This window comes from Aquimarina longa SW024 (assembly GCF_001401755.1).
In the GTDB taxonomy this organism is placed as follows: domain Bacteria; phylum Bacteroidota; class Bacteroidia; order Flavobacteriales; family Flavobacteriaceae; genus Aquimarina; species Aquimarina longa.
On record NZ_AVQK01000025.1, the window covers coordinates 32,625 to 49,252 of the forward strand.

Genomic DNA, 16,628 nt, shown 5'->3' on the forward strand with positions numbered 1-16,628 from the left:
GAATGTAACGATGTAGTATAATTTAATTATTTAATGCTTCTGCTCCACCAACAATTTCTAAGATTTCATTGGTAATAGAAGCTTGTCTCGCTTTGTTATATGACAATTTAAGTGCGTCTCTAAGTTCAGTAGCATTATCTGTTGCTTTATGCATTGCTGTCATACGCGCTCCATGTTCTGATGCAAATGAATCCCGTAATGCTTTATACAATTGTGTTTTTAGAGATTTAGGAATCAATTGTTCTACAATTTCTTCTTTAGAAGGCTCAAAAAGATAGTCTAAATTCACATCTGCATCATCTCCTGTTATAGGAATGATAGGCAAAAATTGTTCTGTAGTGACATCTTGTGAAGCTGCATTTCTAAACTTATTGTATACAATCACGATTTTATCATAAGCTCCACTAGTAAAAAACTGCATTAATTCTTCTGCAATTGCAGCAACATTAGTAAAAGTAAGATCATCAAATACCTCACTTTTATTAGCTACTACAGTATGTGTTTTTGACACTACATCATTTACTTTTTTACCAATAGTAACAAAATCTACTTGCTTACCTGCATATTCATTTTCATATAGTTCTCTTACTCCTTTAACAATATTAGAGTTAAACGCACCTGCTAAACCACGATTAGAAGCAATTGCTACTACAAGCACTTTATTAACTTCTCTCTGTTCTGCATATGCACTTGCGCTATCTCCTTCTAATGAAGAACTTAAGCTTTGCAATAACTCCGTAAGTTTATCTGCATAAGGACGCATTGCAGTAATTGCCATCTGTGCTTTATTCAACTTTGCTGCCGATACCATTTTCATAGCACTGGTAATTTGCATTGTTGAAGATACAGAGGTAATTCTACTACGTAATTCTTTTAAGTTTGCCATTGTTTTTACTATTAAGTATCGAGAGTAGTAGTTAAAAACTACTTAATCATGCAATACCTTTCTAATATTAACTTTTAAAGCTTCCGTAATATGTTTTTAGACATATTACAGAAAACTTCAATACTAATTTTTATATTTTGCTGAAATCTCTTTACAAGCTGAAACTAATACATCGATTACTTCATCTGTAAGTTTTCCTGCTTTAAGCGTATCTAGCGTATCTCTATGTTTTGCATTAAGATACTCTATATAATCACTTTCGAATTCTTTTATTTTGTTTACAGGAACGTCTCTTAGTAAGTTTTTAGACCCTGCATAGATAATCGCAATTTGATCTTCTACAGTATATGGATCATTTTGTGCTTGCTTTAATATCTCTACATTACGTTTCCCTTTTTCGATCACGTTTAATGTAGCTGCATCAAGATCAGATCCAAACTTAGCAAATGCTTCTAATTCGCGAAACTGTGCTTGATCGAGTTTTAAAGTTCCTGCTACTTTCTTCATTGATTTAATCTGTGCAGATCCTCCTACACGAGATACAGAGATTCCTACATTAATCGCTGGACGAACACCTGAATTAAATAAATCTGATGTTAGGAATATTTGTCCATCAGTAATCGAAATTACGTTAGTTGGGATATATGCAGATACATCACCTGCTTGTGTTTCAATAATTGGTAATGCAGTTAAAGAACCTCCTCCTTTTACTTTATCTTTTAAAGAATCAGGAAGGTCATTCATATCTTTTGCAATACTATCATCTGCAATTACTTTTGCAGCACGTTCTAATAATCTAGAGTGAAGATAGAATACATCTCCAGGGTATGCCTCACGACCTGGTGGACGACGTAATAATAAAGACACCTCTCGATATGCTACCGCTTGCTTAGATAAATCATCATAGATAATTAAAGCTGGACGACCTGTATCACGGAAATATTCTCCTATCGCAGCACCTGCAAATGGAGCATATACTTGCATTGGAGCAGGATCAGAAGCGTTAGCTGCTACAATAGTTGTATATGCCATAGCCCCTTTATCTTCTAATACTTTAGCAATACCTGCTACTGTAGATGCTTTTTGACCTATCGCAACATATATACAGTATACTGGCTCACCAGCGTCATAGAATTCTTTTTGATTAAGAATTGTATCAATACATACTGTAGTTTTACCTGTCTGTCTATCTCCAATTACTAATTCTCGTTGCCCTCTACCAACTGGTACCATCGCATCAATAGACTTAATACCTGTCTGTAATGGTTCTGTTACTGGTTGACGAAAAACTACACCAGGAGCTTTACGCTCTAATGGCATTTCGAAAGTTTCACCTTCGATTGCACCTTTACCATCGATAGGAGTTCCTAGTGTGTCTACAACACGACCTACGATTCCTTCTCCAACGTTAATAGATGCAATACGCTGTGTACGCTTTACTGTTGCACCTTCTTTTACTTCTGTTGAAGAACCTAAAAGTACTACCCCAACGTTATCTTCTTCTAAGTTAAGTACGATACCTTCTAAACCAGACTCGAACTGTACTAATTCTCCATATTGAGCATTAGACAATCCGTATACTCTGGCGATACCATCACCAATTTGTAATACTGTACCTACTTCTTCTAATGAAGCTGTTGCTTCAAATCCAGATAATTGTTGTTTTAATATTGCTGATACTTCAGCAGGATTCACTTCTGCCATTTTATAATAGTTTGAAAGAACGAGCATCAATACTCATTCTCTTATTATTAAATTTATATTTTAAATCGTATGTATTAATTACTTAATTCTCTTCTTAAATTCGTAAGCTTATGCGCTATACTGGCATTATATTGCAAATCACCAACTCTTAAAATAAATCCACCAATGATACTTTCATCAATGATATTTTCTATCGTAGCTTCATTACCTGTCAACTCTTTTACTTTAGCCAAAACTTTAGCACTTAATGCTTCATCTAATGCTGTAGCAGTGGTTACTTTTGCTACTTGAGTATTATTCAACTGATCAAATAAAACAATATATTGCTTAGCCACATCAGCTAGTAAATTTACTCTTTTGTTTTCGATCAATACGTCAAAAACTTTTTGAGTAATCTCGCCAGTGTTTTTAAAAATCTCTTTTAATGACGCAAGTTTTACTTCACTTTTGATCAATGGGCTATTTAATACCATTCTAAGATCAGCGCTACCACTAATTGTAGTGATAATACTTTGCATGTCTTTATGAACATCCTCAGTAGTTTTTTTATCCTGAGCTATACTCAAAACTGCCTTAGCATAACGTATTGCTGCTCTACTCATCTAACTATTAGTTTAAAGTAACTTCTCCTAACATAGACTCTACTAATTCTAGCTGTTTGTCTTTGTTAGCTAATTCATTTCTTACTACTTTTTCTGCTATTTCTACAGAAAGCCCTGCTACTTGATTTTTAAGCTCTGCAATTGCTGCTTTTTTCTCGCTAGCAATAGTAGCTTGTGCTTGGGCAACAATTTTATCTGCCTCGGCTTGTGCTTCTGATTTTGCATCAGCGATCATATTATCTTTTAGCTGTCTTGCTTCTTTAAGCATTCCATCACGCTCAGCGCGTGCTTCATTTAAGATACGCTCATTATCCGATTTAAGGTTTTGCATTTCTTTTTTTGCCTCTTCTGCTGCATCTAATGCTCCTTGGATTCCTTCTTCACGGTCTTGTAAACTATTTAAAATCGGTTTCCAAGCAAATTTTCTCATTAATAAAATAAGAATTAATAAGATGATTGCTTGCATAAAAAACAAGCCAGGAGAAAAATCATTTAATAACTGATCCATTGTATACTATTATTGTGTTCTTTAATTCCTTGTTTAATTACTTAAAACATTTCCTGCAACCAACCGTTGCAGGAAAAATGTTTGTTCTGTTTAGAATTACTTTCCTAAGATTAATGCTCCAAAAGCTAATCCTTCTAAAAGTGCTCCGATGATAATCATCGCAGTTTGAATCTTACCAGCTGCTTCCGGTTGACGAGCAATACCTTCCATTGCTTTTCCACCGATTTGACCTAATCCGATTCCTCCTCCGATTACGATTAATCCTGCTCCAATTAAATTGTACATACTATTGATTTATATAATTAAACAAATTCTTTTTCTATATTAATGGTGATCGTGCTCTGCTACTGCCATACCTATAAACAATGATGATAACATTGTAAAGATAAAAGCCTGTAAAAATGCTACTAATATTTCTATAACAGAAATAAATAATGTTAGTATTAAAGAAATACCTGTAGATCCTACTGGGCCAAACTGAGCTTTTAATAAAATCATCAATCCTATTAAACTCATTACTACGAAGTGTCCTGCTGTAATATTAGCAAATAGACGTATCAATAATGAGAATGGTTTTGTTAATATTCCTAAAACCTCTATAGGCATTAAAATAATTTTCATTGGTATTGGAACTCCTGGCATCCAGAAAATATGTTTCCAGTAGTCTTTATTACCACTAAATTGCACAATAAAAAATGTAAATAGCGCTAAACATACTGTTACTGCTATATTACCTGTTACATTAAATCCTAGTGGAGTTAACCCTAATAGGTTTAAAATCCAAATAAAGAAAAATACAGTCAATAAAAAGCCCATATATTTTCTATATTTCTGCTCTCCTATATTTGGTTTTGCTATTTCATCTCTTACATAAATCACTAACGGCTCTAAAACTCTAGCAAATCCTGAAGGGATTGGTCCTTTCTTGTACCCTCTAGCTAGTGCTGAAAATAACAACAACATCAACACTCCTGCAAATAGCATCCCAACTACACTTTTTGTAATTGAAAAATCTAATGGTTTTTCATTAGTAGGGTGATGATGATCGTCTAGTGTAATTGTACCTGCTGCATCTGTTTTGTACACTTTACCGTGATATAACTTATAATAGCTACCTCCTGATTCTGCAACTGTTTCTCCGTGATGGAACTTAGAAGACATAAATGCCTTTATTCCTCCATCCCACAAAATTACGGGAAGCGGAAACCCATAATGAGTTCCTGTTTCTCCATTTGTGTAAAATGTAAAATCGTGAGAATCTTGTAAGTGATGCTTGATATAAGCATTAATTTCTTCTTTGGTATCAATAGGATTACCTACTGATTTATGCTGTTCATCACCTGATGAAGCGCATACTACCGAACCTGTTAACATAAGTAGCACTATCGTTGCGTACTTGAGAGATCTTTGAAATACTTTCATTTCCTAAATTCTGATGTTTTTATATGCCGTCTGAATTTGGGTGCAAAAGTACATTATTAATTAGTAATAAACATACAGAGTTTTAGTTTTTTTCTGTTTTTATATCTAGAAGTTATTCTGATGTGGATTTATCAGAAAATATTTTGAGTAATCTAGAGATATTATACACTAAAGTAAAAGAGTAGATGAAGTAAAAAATAAGAAAAACAGATCGTTTTGGCATTGAGTTTGGGTCGTCTAACCATCCTAATTGGTATATAAATAGCCCTGCTATCATCATTTTAGCCATTACTAGTCCTAAAAAAATAAAGCCTGTATTTTTTGGAGTGATTTTATGGGCTGCTACAGATGATCCATAAACAAATAAAACAGCACTACAGAGAAATATATGTTGCTTTAATATCAGGTCGTTATTTCCGACTTCTAAGTATGTAGTAATAATAAAATTATGAATGCAATATAAGATAATACTAGTGGATATCAGTATTGCTAAGTGTTTAATAACAGTTTTATGAAACATTAATCTTAATATATATCTTTTTGGAGTGATCTTCGTTTTTTATATGATCAACTTTTGTTTGATTCTTTTATTACTTGCCAAAGTACTGATCCTATACCTAAGAAAACAGCTCCCATACCCACCCATTTTTGATAAAACGGCTCCTGATTTCCTGATTGTTCATCTAAATAGATTCCAAGATAATACCCTCCAACTATGATTGCCATCATTTGGATTCCTATGGTAGTAAATTTGGCAAATCTTCTAAGCTGATTTCCCTTGTCCTGGTTTTTGTCCACTAGGCTTACTCAATGATTTTACACCACCTTTCATAGAACAAGAGGCATTAAAGTTTGCTCCTGGTTCTACAGCTAATTTACCTACGGTAACTTCGCCTTCGATATGTGCAGTTGGTTTTAAAGATAATGTGTTAGACACCATCAGATTTCCTGAAAACTTACCTTCAAAATCAGCATCAGAGCATTCTAAGGTTCCTTGTATAAAACCTGATTTACCAACAACTACTTTGCCTGTAGTTTTAAAAGTTCCTTCTATAGTCCCTTCAATTCTAAAACCTCCTTCAGAAATGATATCACCAACAATTTTGGTGCCTTCTGAAATTTTGTTTTGATTACGAGAGAAGTCAGTTGCATTGCCTTGGTCTCTTCCTTTTTTATTGTCTGAAAACATAATATATATACGGGGAATTAAATGATTATTCTGCTTCTAATGGTGTTTCTATAGGTTTATATTCTTCTAGGTTTTTATGAATCTGAAGAATTCTATAATTAGGGGATGTAATAATAAAAAACGGTACCTCTACCTTTTGATAATATTTCTTTTTTCTATTCCATTTGGTGAGATCAACACCACGAGTATCTTCTGTTTTACCTAAAGATAATAGTTCTGCTAAACCCTCTGCTGCTAGCTTATTTCTTTTTGTATGCACAACTACAAATTGCTGATCTTTATTATAAACATCTAATGAGACAGTCATTTTCTCATATCGTAGTTCTTTTATAATATTTCCTATATGCTCTTTTAAACCTTGTGCCTGATTATTACCTAGTGTTGAAAATGCATAAATCAATTTATGATTTTTTTCTTCATCCAAATCAGTTAAGAATGTGTTATTTTGTATTTGAGGAATAGTAATATCATAAATTAATTGGGCTTTCTTTCCTTCAGGGCTTTGGGGATAATTTAGAGCTACATAATTCAGAGCTTGTTTGTATGCTTCAAATCCTCTATATCGCCCTATTGCTTGGGCTTTTAACAATTCGAATTTAGGTAAAAAATCTTCATCTCCTCCAAACTTTACAATCATCTCATCACTCCTCTGTATGACTAATGCATATTCTTGCTTCTGAAAATCTTTATAAAGCTTGTTGTACATAGATTTAGGGCTATTCTTATCATCTTTTAAAGCTTCTTCGGGATTTTGAAGGATTTTAGCATATCTAGACTCGCCATGGTTATTGATAATATCTTGTAATAACACATTAGATTTTGAAGTATTTCCTTGTGCAAGATATATTTTATATAAATTATACTTAGAAGGTACAACCAAGCGTTTTTCGGGGCTACTCTCTAGCAAACTTTCAAACTTATCAACAGCTAAATCATATTCCTGAAACTTTTCTTTATAGATAACTCCCAATTGATAGTATGCAAAATTACGATCAGTCTTCAGACTATCTACTACAACAGGGTCTGTAGGTAATTGAGCGATATAGGTTTGTGGATCAAATGTAGGGTCTGCATCAATCGAATATTCTTCTTTATCTTGTTCTTCTTCTGCAGCTATTACATCAGGATTCACAATACTAGAAACCCTCCAGTTATCTTGTAGTTCTCTATTACCATATATTCTTTTAAAAGCTGTTTTTCCGTAGGCTACTGTAGTTTGATTATAAAAATAAAAAACACTTTTTTCTGTTTTTGAACCTCTACTAGGGTTTGTCTTCAATCCAGAACCAGGTTGTCTAAATCTTTCTTCTACTGGAAGTCCTTCTTTTATTTTAGCGATTTTCGCTGCCTTTTCTATAGCTATAGCTTTTGTTTTTAATTTATCTGTATACTCAGAATAATAGGTTAACCTTTCGGCAGGTGACATTGCTACAACAGTAAGAATACTGTCATTTGTTTTAGCGATACTCTCATAGAGAATAACATCATCAAGATTATCTCTTTTTTTCTTTAGTACTCGATATCGTTTTGAATCTACTATCATTCGCTGAAGTGTACTGTCGTAGTATGCTCCAGAAGTGGCGTACTCTTTTCTATCAAAATTAATATCTCCTAGTGTATAATAATTCAGGGATTCTAAATACTCATCATCAGATTTTGTACGTAATGACTTATTATAATATGCTACCGCAAGATCGATTGAATCTAGCGTTTTAAAGTATACTGCTTTTTGGTTGTATATTTTATCTAAAAAAGGTCTATTTTCGCGATTCTCTTCGAGATCTGTTAACAATTCCAAAAATTCTTCTTTATTTCCATTTTCGTAATTAAAATTACGCGCTTTAGCCATATAGGCATTCATCATATACCGTCTTGGTGCCCTCCTATTTAATTCGATTACTTTATCAAAAGCATAGTTCGCACTATCTTTATACCCCAATTCATTGAGTAATTGTCCTTTTATATAAAAATACCGCCCTTTTTCTTCATTTTTTCTAGTATGGATTGCTGCTTTATTAACATAGGTAACAGCAGAATCTTTTTTTTCTAAATTAATATATGCCTGAGCCATCATAGCTACAGCATCAGCATAATCCTGAGGTTTCATATATTCCTCTTCAATCATCTTTGTTAGATCTTCTATTGCTTTTTCATTATTGTCTAATCGAAGATTAGTTTTTGCTTTCCAAACTTTAGCATGATTGATCGTATTACTTGACGGATATTTATAAAGAATATAATTAAATGCTTCTAATGCAGGTACAAATCGTTGTTCGTAATACCTTGATTTTCCTAACAACAAAAATGCTTCATCAATTTTAGGATTCCGCTCCTTACCATCAATTAGCATGCTATGTTTTTGGATTGCTTTTACCGATTTTTCTTCTGCTTTATCAAAGTTTTTGTTGAGTACTTCATTAGGGAGTCGAACGTCTTCACTTACAATCATTCTTTCTACAGGCAATACTTCCCAGAAGTTATCTTTATAAGATGTAATGATATCTTCTTTACCCATATCAAAAGCCAATCGACCATTGTACAGTGTATTGTTTTTTGTTGTAACATCATGCCATACACGATTTACAAACTTGTTTTTCTTACGTGAACAAGCAAACCCTAAAATAGCCAAAAGTAACACCAAGGCGATTTGTGATATTTTTCTTCCCAAACCAGATAATTTATAAGTGTGATAACTAAAAAAGTTACTTTTTAGTGTGTTCAACATCCATAAAATTAGAATGTACGTTGTAAAAATACATTTCTTTCATTAAAAAAATAGATTGTTAGTGCTTTTTTCTATATTTTACACAGATTGAGTCTTAAAATCGGCATATATGGTTTTAATGAGATTTCTCCCATATCGTTTTAAACAAAATTTAGGAGTTACAAATAAAGAGCCCCTTCGGTAATACTAAATTCTCCCTTGGTGATTTCTTTTACTTTTTGGGTGATTTTATACCCATACATTTTATCATTTTCTTCCAAAAGTTTTAGTACTAATAATAGTAAGACTGCCTTTATATAATTTAGAATTTCCCATTTTTTGGATTATTTATAACCACATATATATAATTTTTAACGAAAACTTAATCTCTTCTGTTGCATTTACTATTTTTGCCAAAAAAATGCAATGTCAGATTTTCATAAGTTACATATAACAGATATTACTAGAGAGACTCCTCATGCGGTTTCTATAACATTTGATGTACCGACACTATTACAGGATACATTTTCTTTCATTCCGGGGCAGTATATCACTATTAAAACTAAAGTTGACGAAAAAGAAATTCGTAGAGCATATTCTATCTGTAGTACTCCCCATAGTACTATTCTTAAAGTAACTGTAAAAGAAATCTCTGGAGGTACATTTTCTGTCATTGCAAATACTACCTTAAAGAAAGGTGATACTCTAGAGGTACACCCTCCAGAAGGTAATTTTATACTTACTCCTAATTCTGAAGCTACTAATACATATACTGCTTTTGTAGCAGGGAGTGGAATAACTCCTGTAATGAGTATGATTAAAACGGTACTAGAAACAGAACCTAATAGCCGTTTTATATTGGTATATGGAAATAAAACTCCTAAGGAAACTATATTTCATAAAGAATTATTAGAGTTACAACATCAATACACAGATCGTTTGTTTCTAGAGTTTGTATATAGCCAAAGCCAAGAAGATAATACTCATTTTGGAAGAATCGAAAAGCCGATCATAAATTATATTCTAAAAAATAAATATAAAGACACTTCTTTTAAAGCATTTTATCTATGTGGTCCTGAAGAGATGATCAATACAGTAACTTCAGTCCTAGAAGAGAATGGTATTGGTAAAGATGCTATTCATTTTGAGTTATTTACCAGTAGCTCAACAGAAGCTGAAATCGATGCTAATCTCAAGGGAAAATCAAATATCACTATTCTGGTAGATGATGAAGAGTTTAGCTTTATTATGGATCAGAAAAAAACAATCCTTGATGCAGCATTGCAAAAAGATATTGATGCTCCTTATTCTTGTCAGGGTGGTGTATGTAGTTCTTGTATTTGTAAAATTACTGAGGGTACTGCTGTAATGGAAAAAAATAGTATTCTTACTGATGGAGAAATAGCAGAGGGGTTAGTCTTGGCTTGTCAGGCCCATCCCACTTCTACATCAATTAAGGTTGATTTTGATGATGTGTAAAAATCCTAATTACTAGTTCTATTCTTAATATCTAATCAGTTTTAAAGAAACTCTATTTATTAAATAATTGAATTAATAGTTTTTATTACTGTTTCTGGCTGGATAGTATGCATTACTTTTTCATAATTTGGCGGTACCTTATTCCCATAAATTGATGTTGGGATTAAGTCATATTTAGTCAAATCTGGTAAGATAGCATACTTCATGGGTTGTCCAAAAGGCATAAAACCTGTAAAAGGATGAGTTACTCCCCATAATGTAACAGTTGGGACTCCATACATAGCTGCTAAGTGTGCATTACCACTATCCATAGATATCATAGCATCTAAGTTGTTTATTAGTCTTAGTTCTTCTTTAAAAGATAGTTTACCAACTACATTTATTACATTCTTATATTTACTTCCAATATTGTTTAGAATATCAGTCTCTTTTTTACCTCCTCCGAATAAGAAAATTTCGAAATTATTTTCTTTATCCAAAGTTTCTATTACTTCAACCATTAACTCTAATGGATATGTTTTACTTTCATATTGTGCAAAAGGCGCGATTCCTAACCATTTTTTTGTTGAATTCTTCTGAGTTAAAGAAAGAATCTCTGTTGTTAATGATTGTTTTTCAGGAAATTGATGGGTAGCAAGATCTATTGGGTATCCTAATTTCTTAAACACGTCTGCATATCGCTGATGTGTTGTTTTTAATTGCTTAAAAACTTTACGTTCTGATCTAGTCAATGCTTTTTTTTCTGCTCGCCCTTTATCAATCTGCACGACTTTGATTCCTCGTAATGAAAGTAATGTTTTTAACACATTAGAACGAAGTACGTTATGCAAATCGGCAACAGCACTTATCCGTAATTTACTTAACTCACTTGATAATCGGGTAAGCCCTAAAATACCTTTATGTGTATTATCAACATCTGCATGATACACTTCTAAGTTTTCTATATTAGAAAACATAGGTTCAAAAAATTTTCGTGTAAGCACCGTTAACTTTACATCTGGATAGGTTGCTCTAAAGGTTCTAAGAACTGGAACGGTCATTCCTACATCACCCATAGCCGAAAGACGAATAACTAGAATGTTCGTTTCAATAGCATCAGATTGACTGATATTACTTACCTCCACGCAATACTGGGTTTAATTCATCATCATTATACATCTTCATTTGCTTATATACTTTCATATATTTATCTCCATTTTCAATATCCTTTAATAGGGTGTCTATTGCTGTAGATAAATCAATTTGTTGCTCTAATAAAACGTTTAGCTTTTTTTGGCATGCTTCTTTATGTGTGTCAGCAGCACCTTCTCTAATAGTTTCAACATGCATATGATATACTTTTAGTGCTAAAATAGATAACCTATCTACTCCCCAAGCTGGGCTTTCGGTATTGATAGTTGCATTCGATTTTGGAGTTATATCTTTGTATTGTTCTAAGAAATAACTATCAATATATTCTACCATATCAGTTCTATCCTGATTAGAAGCATCAATCTTTCTTTTCAGTTTTAGAGCAGCTATAGGGTCAATTTCAGGATCACGGATGATATCTTCATAATGCCATTGTACTGTATCAATCCAACATTTACGATATAATAAATGTTCTATAGCCTGTGAAGTACTGTTATAGGGGTTAGAGAATTCTTGATCTACATTATCGATCACATGGTATTTTTCTATAACTTCTTTAAAAATGGTATTTGCTTTATCAGTAAACATGTATGCTATTATTTTCTAAATGTGTAACTTTTCTATGGCTCTTATTTTTATACTATTTTAGATATATCTCTTTTCATAAGATACGTTGCAAGAGATAGCTATAAGTATATTTTCTAGCAACTACAAATGTACGGATTTTGTATATAGTATTTAGTATGCAATAACTCAATCTATATCTAAGGAGAAAAAATAACAGATCTGATAATTTTCTTAGTATTCCTGATTTTTTCTTCATAAAATTATCATCATATATACTTTAGTTTATATCATATAATAGAAAAACTATTTTATTTTAAAAAAATCAAAATAATAGGGTGATAAATGGAATTAGTATCAAGACCCACATATTAATTTCTTTAGCTAATTGATTGTGATTCACTTCTAAATATGTAGTTCCGATCAATGCAAGTGGAGCCGCTATAAAAAATAACTCTGATGTGTTTTTTTCTGGAGTACTAATAGCTACTGCAATAGCAGTTAACAAGTATGCAATAATAATTCTTAATATAGATTTGATATTTGCTGCTTTTCTACGAAATTTAATAAGGTATATCGAAACAAAAAATACAATACAAATTGATAGAACTCCTATAGAAAAAAGCTGATCTGTTTTCAAATAATTACGAAATGAAAATAGTTTAAAATCAATATGAGTGGTAAATGTATAGAATGAGTCATAAAACAATAATGTAAAGCAATTCGCAAAAAGATATACTATACTAATCCCAATACTAGGAATAATCCAATTTCGGTAATTATTAGCTTCAAAATATAATATGCCTAAAAAAACAAGCGCTATAAATCCTATACTCCAAAAATATGCCAAGGATGCTAAGCCTATACAAATTGATGCGTTTAAAATTTTTGCTTTAGTCTGTTTATCATTTTGTAGCAATAATATATTTTGTAATGCTAACAATACAAATACATTAGATAACAAAACAGAAAAATTTGTTAATGAATTAGGCATCAATGCAGTAAGAAAAGCATATAAAAGTATTGTAAATGTTCCTTTATTAGTAAGACCATTTCTTTGAGCTAAAAGATTAAGCGTTAACATTGGCAAAACATATATAAAAAGACTGATAAAACTTAATAAGAGATAGCTAAGCTCCACACTAAACCCCTTTTTATAATGAGCGATTGCAAAAAGTATTCCCATATATAATGCCACAGCAATATAATTAATAGGCTTTGATTTACTAAAAAAACTTGATAACACTACTATTTTTTATATTTTTGCATAGACAAACATATTGTCTTTGACATATTATTGAACTAATTTATGAAAGTTTTTAGGATACTTCTCTAGACTTTTAAAAAAGAAAATATAAAACAACGTTATGAAAGATTTTTTTGAAGCTATAGCATCCTTTTGTGTAGATGTATTATTCGCTCCTTTTGATGTATTAAGAGCTCTAGAATTAGAGAGTTGGACAGCTGCTAATATGATAAACTGGATATTTATGATAATCGGATTTTTAGCTTTTTTATACTGGTTTAAAGAGTTGAAGAAATTTAATGATAATGATGAAGAGAATAGAGACCCAACAGCTCACTCTTTTTTAAACTAAAAGACCTTCATACCCTCAAAATTGTTATAAAAAAAGCTATACTCTATTAATAGAGTATAGCTTTTTTTATAATTGCTTTCTTTTAAAAATCTAACTTATAAGTCAAATCCAAGATCTTTTCTATAGTACATCTTGTCAAAATGAAGTTTTTCTATACTTTGATACGATTTTTTAAGTGCTTTTCTAAAATCTTGATCAAACGAAGTTACAGCAATTACTCTACCTCCATTAGTAACTATTTTATCCTCATTTAATTTTGTTCCTGCATGAAATACTATAGACTCTGAAATAGAATTAATACCTGTAATTTCTTTTCCTTTTTCGTATGCTTCGGGATATCCGCCTGATACAGTCATTATTGTTGTAGCGCTTCTTTCATCTAATTGAAGGGTAACCTCATCTAGCGATTGTGATCCTACATGCTGAAACAACTGTACTAAATCTGTCTTCACTCTAGGGAGTACTGCTTCAGTCTCAGGGTCTCCCATACGAACATTGTATTCGATTACTTTTGGATCATCACCTACTTTTATAAGTCCAATAAAAATAAACCCTTTATAATCGATATTTTCTTTTGCTAGACCATCAACTGTAGGTTTAATAATTTGATTTTCGATTTTACCCATAAATATATCATCTACAAAAGGAACTGGCGAGATAGCTCCCATACCTCCTGTATTTAATCCCGTATCTCCTTCTCCAATACGTTTATAATCTTTTGCTGTTGGTAATGTTACATAATTTTTTCCATCGGTAAGTACAAAAACACTTAGTTCAATACCGTCTAAAAATTCCTCAATCACTACTTTCTCACTAGCTGCACCAAATTTTTTATTGGTCAGCATATTTTCGAGCTCATTTTTTGCTTCTTCTATATCTTGTAGTATCAGAACTCCTTTTCCGGCAGCAAGTCCATCGGCTTTTAACACATAAGGTGCAGTAAGTGTTTCTAGAAATTGTTTCCCTTGATCTACAGTCTCGGCTGTAAAGCTTTGATATGCTGCAGTAGGTATATGATGTCTAAATAGAAATTCTTTAGCATATTCTTTACTCCCTTCTAGTTGAGCTCCTTCTTTAGATGGACCGATAACGATAACGTCTTTTAGTTGATCATCTGATGCAAAGAAGTCGCTAATTCCTTGTACCAAGGGATCTTCTGGTCCTACCACTACCATTTTTATATTTTCTTTTAGTACTAATTCCTTAATAGCTGAAAAATCGGTAACTCCAATAGATACATTGGTTGCTATTGCTGCAGTCCCTGCATTACCAGGTGCTACAAATAACGTATCACATAATTCGCTTTGCGCAATTTTATATGCAAATGTATGTTCTCTACCTCCTGATCCTAATACTAAAATATTCATGATTTGATATGACTTAAATTTTAAAGCTTCAAAAATACTTTATTCGTCGTTGTATTACTAATCCTTTTAGATAAAAACTTGTGCTAAAAAATTGAAAGAAAAGAGATTATTAATTACGAATAATTCTGCTACTTAAAATACTTCTTTTCTTTAATAATAAAGGAACAACTATAGAAAAGAATACAATACCACTAAATCGAACCAACATTGATTCAAATAGAAGTGATATAAAAAGAATCAGAAAAACCGAAAATTCATTTCGGCTTCTTCTCATACGTAGTGCCAAAAGAACGAAAATACTAAGTAAGGTTATGAAACCTATAATACCTGTTTGTAAATAGGTTTGTAAAAATTGATTATGTGCATTATACTCATTTCTATAATTGACTTTATAATCTAATTCATCATATTTTTTTATCAAAACAGCATTTGCATCTCCAGTACCATACCCAAACATTGGGGCTTCTTTAATTAATTCTATACTTGCATCCCAAGATAATAATCTGGATTTTTCTGAAATTGCATTTTCATAAACTAAAGGTTTATGAAAATCTCTAACTCCATAATAAAAATTAGACACTAAAGGATTGTTTAAAAATAATAGTACTCCCATAAAGAAAACTATCATCATTGTATATTTTTTTCCTTTATTCCTAATTTCTAAAATTAGTAACAATGACATTATCGCCAAAATTAGATATGCGGCAATTGAAGCTAATAGAAAAAGATATAGAAATAAAATAACGATTACAATAAATTGTAATCTCGACTGTAGCTTATTTTTAAGATAATAGCTTAATACTAATAGTATATAAATTGATACATAATTAGAATGGACTGATTGTGAAAAAGCAGCACCAATAAAAAAATAACGCCACCCTTCTACAGCTTTCTCTATAAATGAAAATAATTCGATTGTGTTATTTTCTTCAATAACATAGTTTATCAGTTGATCTGATGCATAAAAAATGTTCACAAAAAAAGATACTATCAATCCTAAAAGTAAAAAATTGAATAATCTTTTTACTGATGCTGCATCTTCTTTAACAAATAAGAAAATGATAGGAAACAATAATAATGATAATGATCGCTGTAGTAAATGTAAACCGCTGTCTAAATCATCTGTATGTAATAAACCAAGAGACATTATTATGAAATACAATGGAAAAAGAAGTAGTGATTTATCTAAAACAAATTTTTTAGGTGCTTTAAATATGACTCCGATACCAAAAAGAATTGAGATTATAAAAAATGGAGTTGGAAGATTAATTCCTAGAGGCATTAAAAAGAAACCTATATATAAAGAATTCCAGAAAGTCATTACTATCCAGTGATCTTCTTTATAAAACATGTTGGTGATACGACTAATTATATATTCTAGTTGCACTTATACTATGATCTGTTATGGAGTAGTTAACGTTTTATTCGAGTTTCTATTATGATATTTAACTTTCTTCTTACTAATATATATCAG

General features: G+C 31.6%; 17 protein-coding genes and 1 pseudogene. 2 read left to right on the forward strand and 16 right to left on the reverse strand.

Annotated elements, in window-relative coordinates; translation table 11 throughout:
- Positions 1-22 precede the first annotated feature (22 nt).
- From atpG to N456_RS24835, 11 genes and pseudogenes are all read right to left on the reverse strand, one after another.
- Complete coding sequence (gene atpG, locus N456_RS06105; protein WP_062054993.1) at positions 23-886, reverse strand: ATP synthase F1 subunit gamma; 864 nt, start codon at positions 884-886, stop codon at positions 23-25.
- A 123-nt stretch (positions 887-1,009) separates the two neighbouring features.
- A complete protein-coding gene (gene atpA / locus N456_RS06110) occupies positions 1,010-2,590 on the reverse strand; it encodes a F0F1 ATP synthase subunit alpha (protein WP_062054995.1) in 1,581 nt (526 codons plus the stop codon).
- A gap of 74 nt (positions 2,591-2,664) precedes the next feature.
- The gene (gene atpH, locus N456_RS06115) at positions 2,665-3,192 is read right to left on the reverse strand and encodes an ATP synthase F1 subunit delta (protein WP_062054997.1); all 528 of its coding nucleotides are present in this window, start codon (positions 3,190-3,192) and stop codon (positions 2,665-2,667) included.
- Positions 3,193-3,199: 7 nt separating this feature from the next.
- Positions 3,200-3,700, reverse strand: a complete 501-nt coding sequence (locus N456_RS06120) for a F0F1 ATP synthase subunit B (RefSeq protein ID WP_062054999.1) — start codon at positions 3,698-3,700, stop codon at positions 3,200-3,202.
- A 96-nt stretch (positions 3,701-3,796) separates the two neighbouring features.
- Complete coding sequence (atpE, locus tag N456_RS06125; RefSeq protein WP_004569351.1) at positions 3,797-3,985, reverse strand: ATP synthase F0 subunit C; 189 nt, start codon at positions 3,983-3,985, stop codon at positions 3,797-3,799.
- A 39-nt stretch (positions 3,986-4,024) separates the two neighbouring features.
- On the reverse strand, positions 4,025-5,122 hold the full coding sequence (atpB, locus tag N456_RS06130; protein ID WP_062055001.1) for a F0F1 ATP synthase subunit A: 1,098 nt from the start codon (positions 5,120-5,122) through the stop codon (positions 4,025-4,027).
- A gap of 112 nt (positions 5,123-5,234) precedes the next feature.
- Positions 5,235-5,642 (reverse strand): hypothetical protein, encoded by a 408-nt coding sequence (locus N456_RS06135; protein ID WP_062055003.1) that lies wholly within the window; start codon positions 5,640-5,642, stop codon positions 5,235-5,237.
- A gap of 47 nt (positions 5,643-5,689) precedes the next feature.
- A complete protein-coding gene (locus N456_RS23645; protein WP_240315493.1) occupies positions 5,690-5,920 on the reverse strand; it encodes an AtpZ/AtpI family protein in 231 nt (76 codons plus the stop codon).
- Positions 5,886-6,311 carry a bactofilin family protein gene (locus tag N456_RS06140; RefSeq protein ID WP_062055005.1) on the reverse strand — a complete coding sequence of 142 codons (426 nt, stop codon included), beginning with the start codon at positions 6,309-6,311 and terminating at the stop codon, positions 5,886-5,888. Before N456_RS06140 ends, N456_RS23645 begins: the two co-directional genes overlap by 35 nt.
- A 25-nt stretch (positions 6,312-6,336) precedes the next feature.
- A complete protein-coding gene (gene porW / locus N456_RS06145) occupies positions 6,337-8,979 on the reverse strand; it encodes a type IX secretion system periplasmic lipoprotein PorW/SprE (RefSeq protein ID WP_062055114.1) in 2,643 nt (880 codons plus the stop codon).
- Between the two features lie 221 nt (positions 8,980-9,200).
- Positions 9,201-9,351: pseudogene (locus N456_RS24835) on the reverse strand (PadR family transcriptional regulator); the annotation flags it as partial.
- Between the two features lie 90 nt (positions 9,352-9,441).
- Between N456_RS24835 and N456_RS06155 the strand changes: the two are divergent.
- A complete protein-coding gene (locus tag N456_RS06155) occupies positions 9,442-10,494 on the forward strand; it encodes a ferredoxin--NADP reductase (RefSeq protein ID WP_062055007.1) in 1,053 nt (350 codons plus the stop codon).
- 59 nt (positions 10,495-10,553) lie between these two features.
- Here N456_RS06155 and N456_RS06160 read toward each other — a convergent pair whose 3' ends face one another.
- From N456_RS06160 to N456_RS06170, 3 genes are all read right to left on the reverse strand, one after another.
- Positions 10,554-11,618 (reverse strand): glycosyltransferase family 9 protein, encoded by a 1,065-nt coding sequence (locus N456_RS06160; RefSeq protein ID WP_338021347.1) that lies wholly within the window; start codon positions 11,616-11,618, stop codon positions 10,554-10,556.
- Positions 11,605-12,213, reverse strand: coding sequence for a DUF4254 domain-containing protein (locus tag N456_RS06165; RefSeq protein WP_062055011.1), 609 nt, complete (start codon positions 12,211-12,213; stop codon positions 11,605-11,607). The genes N456_RS06160 and N456_RS06165 overlap by 14 nt, the downstream gene beginning before the upstream one ends.
- Positions 12,214-12,514: 301 nt before the next feature.
- The gene (locus N456_RS06170) at positions 12,515-13,435 is read right to left on the reverse strand and encodes a DUF6427 family protein (RefSeq protein WP_148639210.1); all 921 of its coding nucleotides are present in this window, start codon (positions 13,433-13,435) and stop codon (positions 12,515-12,517) included.
- A 121-nt stretch (positions 13,436-13,556) separates the two neighbouring features.
- Here N456_RS06170 and N456_RS06175 point away from each other — a divergent pair, with 121 nt between their 5' ends.
- Positions 13,557-13,787: a DUF6341 family protein gene (locus N456_RS06175; protein ID WP_062055014.1), complete on the forward strand. Its 231-nt coding sequence runs from the start codon at positions 13,557-13,559 to the stop codon at positions 13,785-13,787.
- Positions 13,788-13,882: 95 nt separating this feature from the next.
- On the opposite strand, the gene purD is transcribed toward N456_RS06175, so the two are convergent.
- Both purD and N456_RS06185 read right to left on the reverse strand, forming a co-directional pair.
- Entirely contained in the window at positions 13,883-15,154 is a 1,272-nt protein-coding gene (purD, locus tag N456_RS06180; RefSeq protein ID WP_062055016.1) for a phosphoribosylamine--glycine ligase, read from the reverse strand.
- Between the two features lie 109 nt (positions 15,155-15,263).
- Complete coding sequence (locus N456_RS06185; protein ID WP_148639211.1) at positions 15,264-16,541, reverse strand: O-antigen ligase family protein; 1,278 nt, start codon at positions 16,539-16,541, stop codon at positions 15,264-15,266.
- Positions 16,542-16,628: the final 87 nt, after the last annotated feature.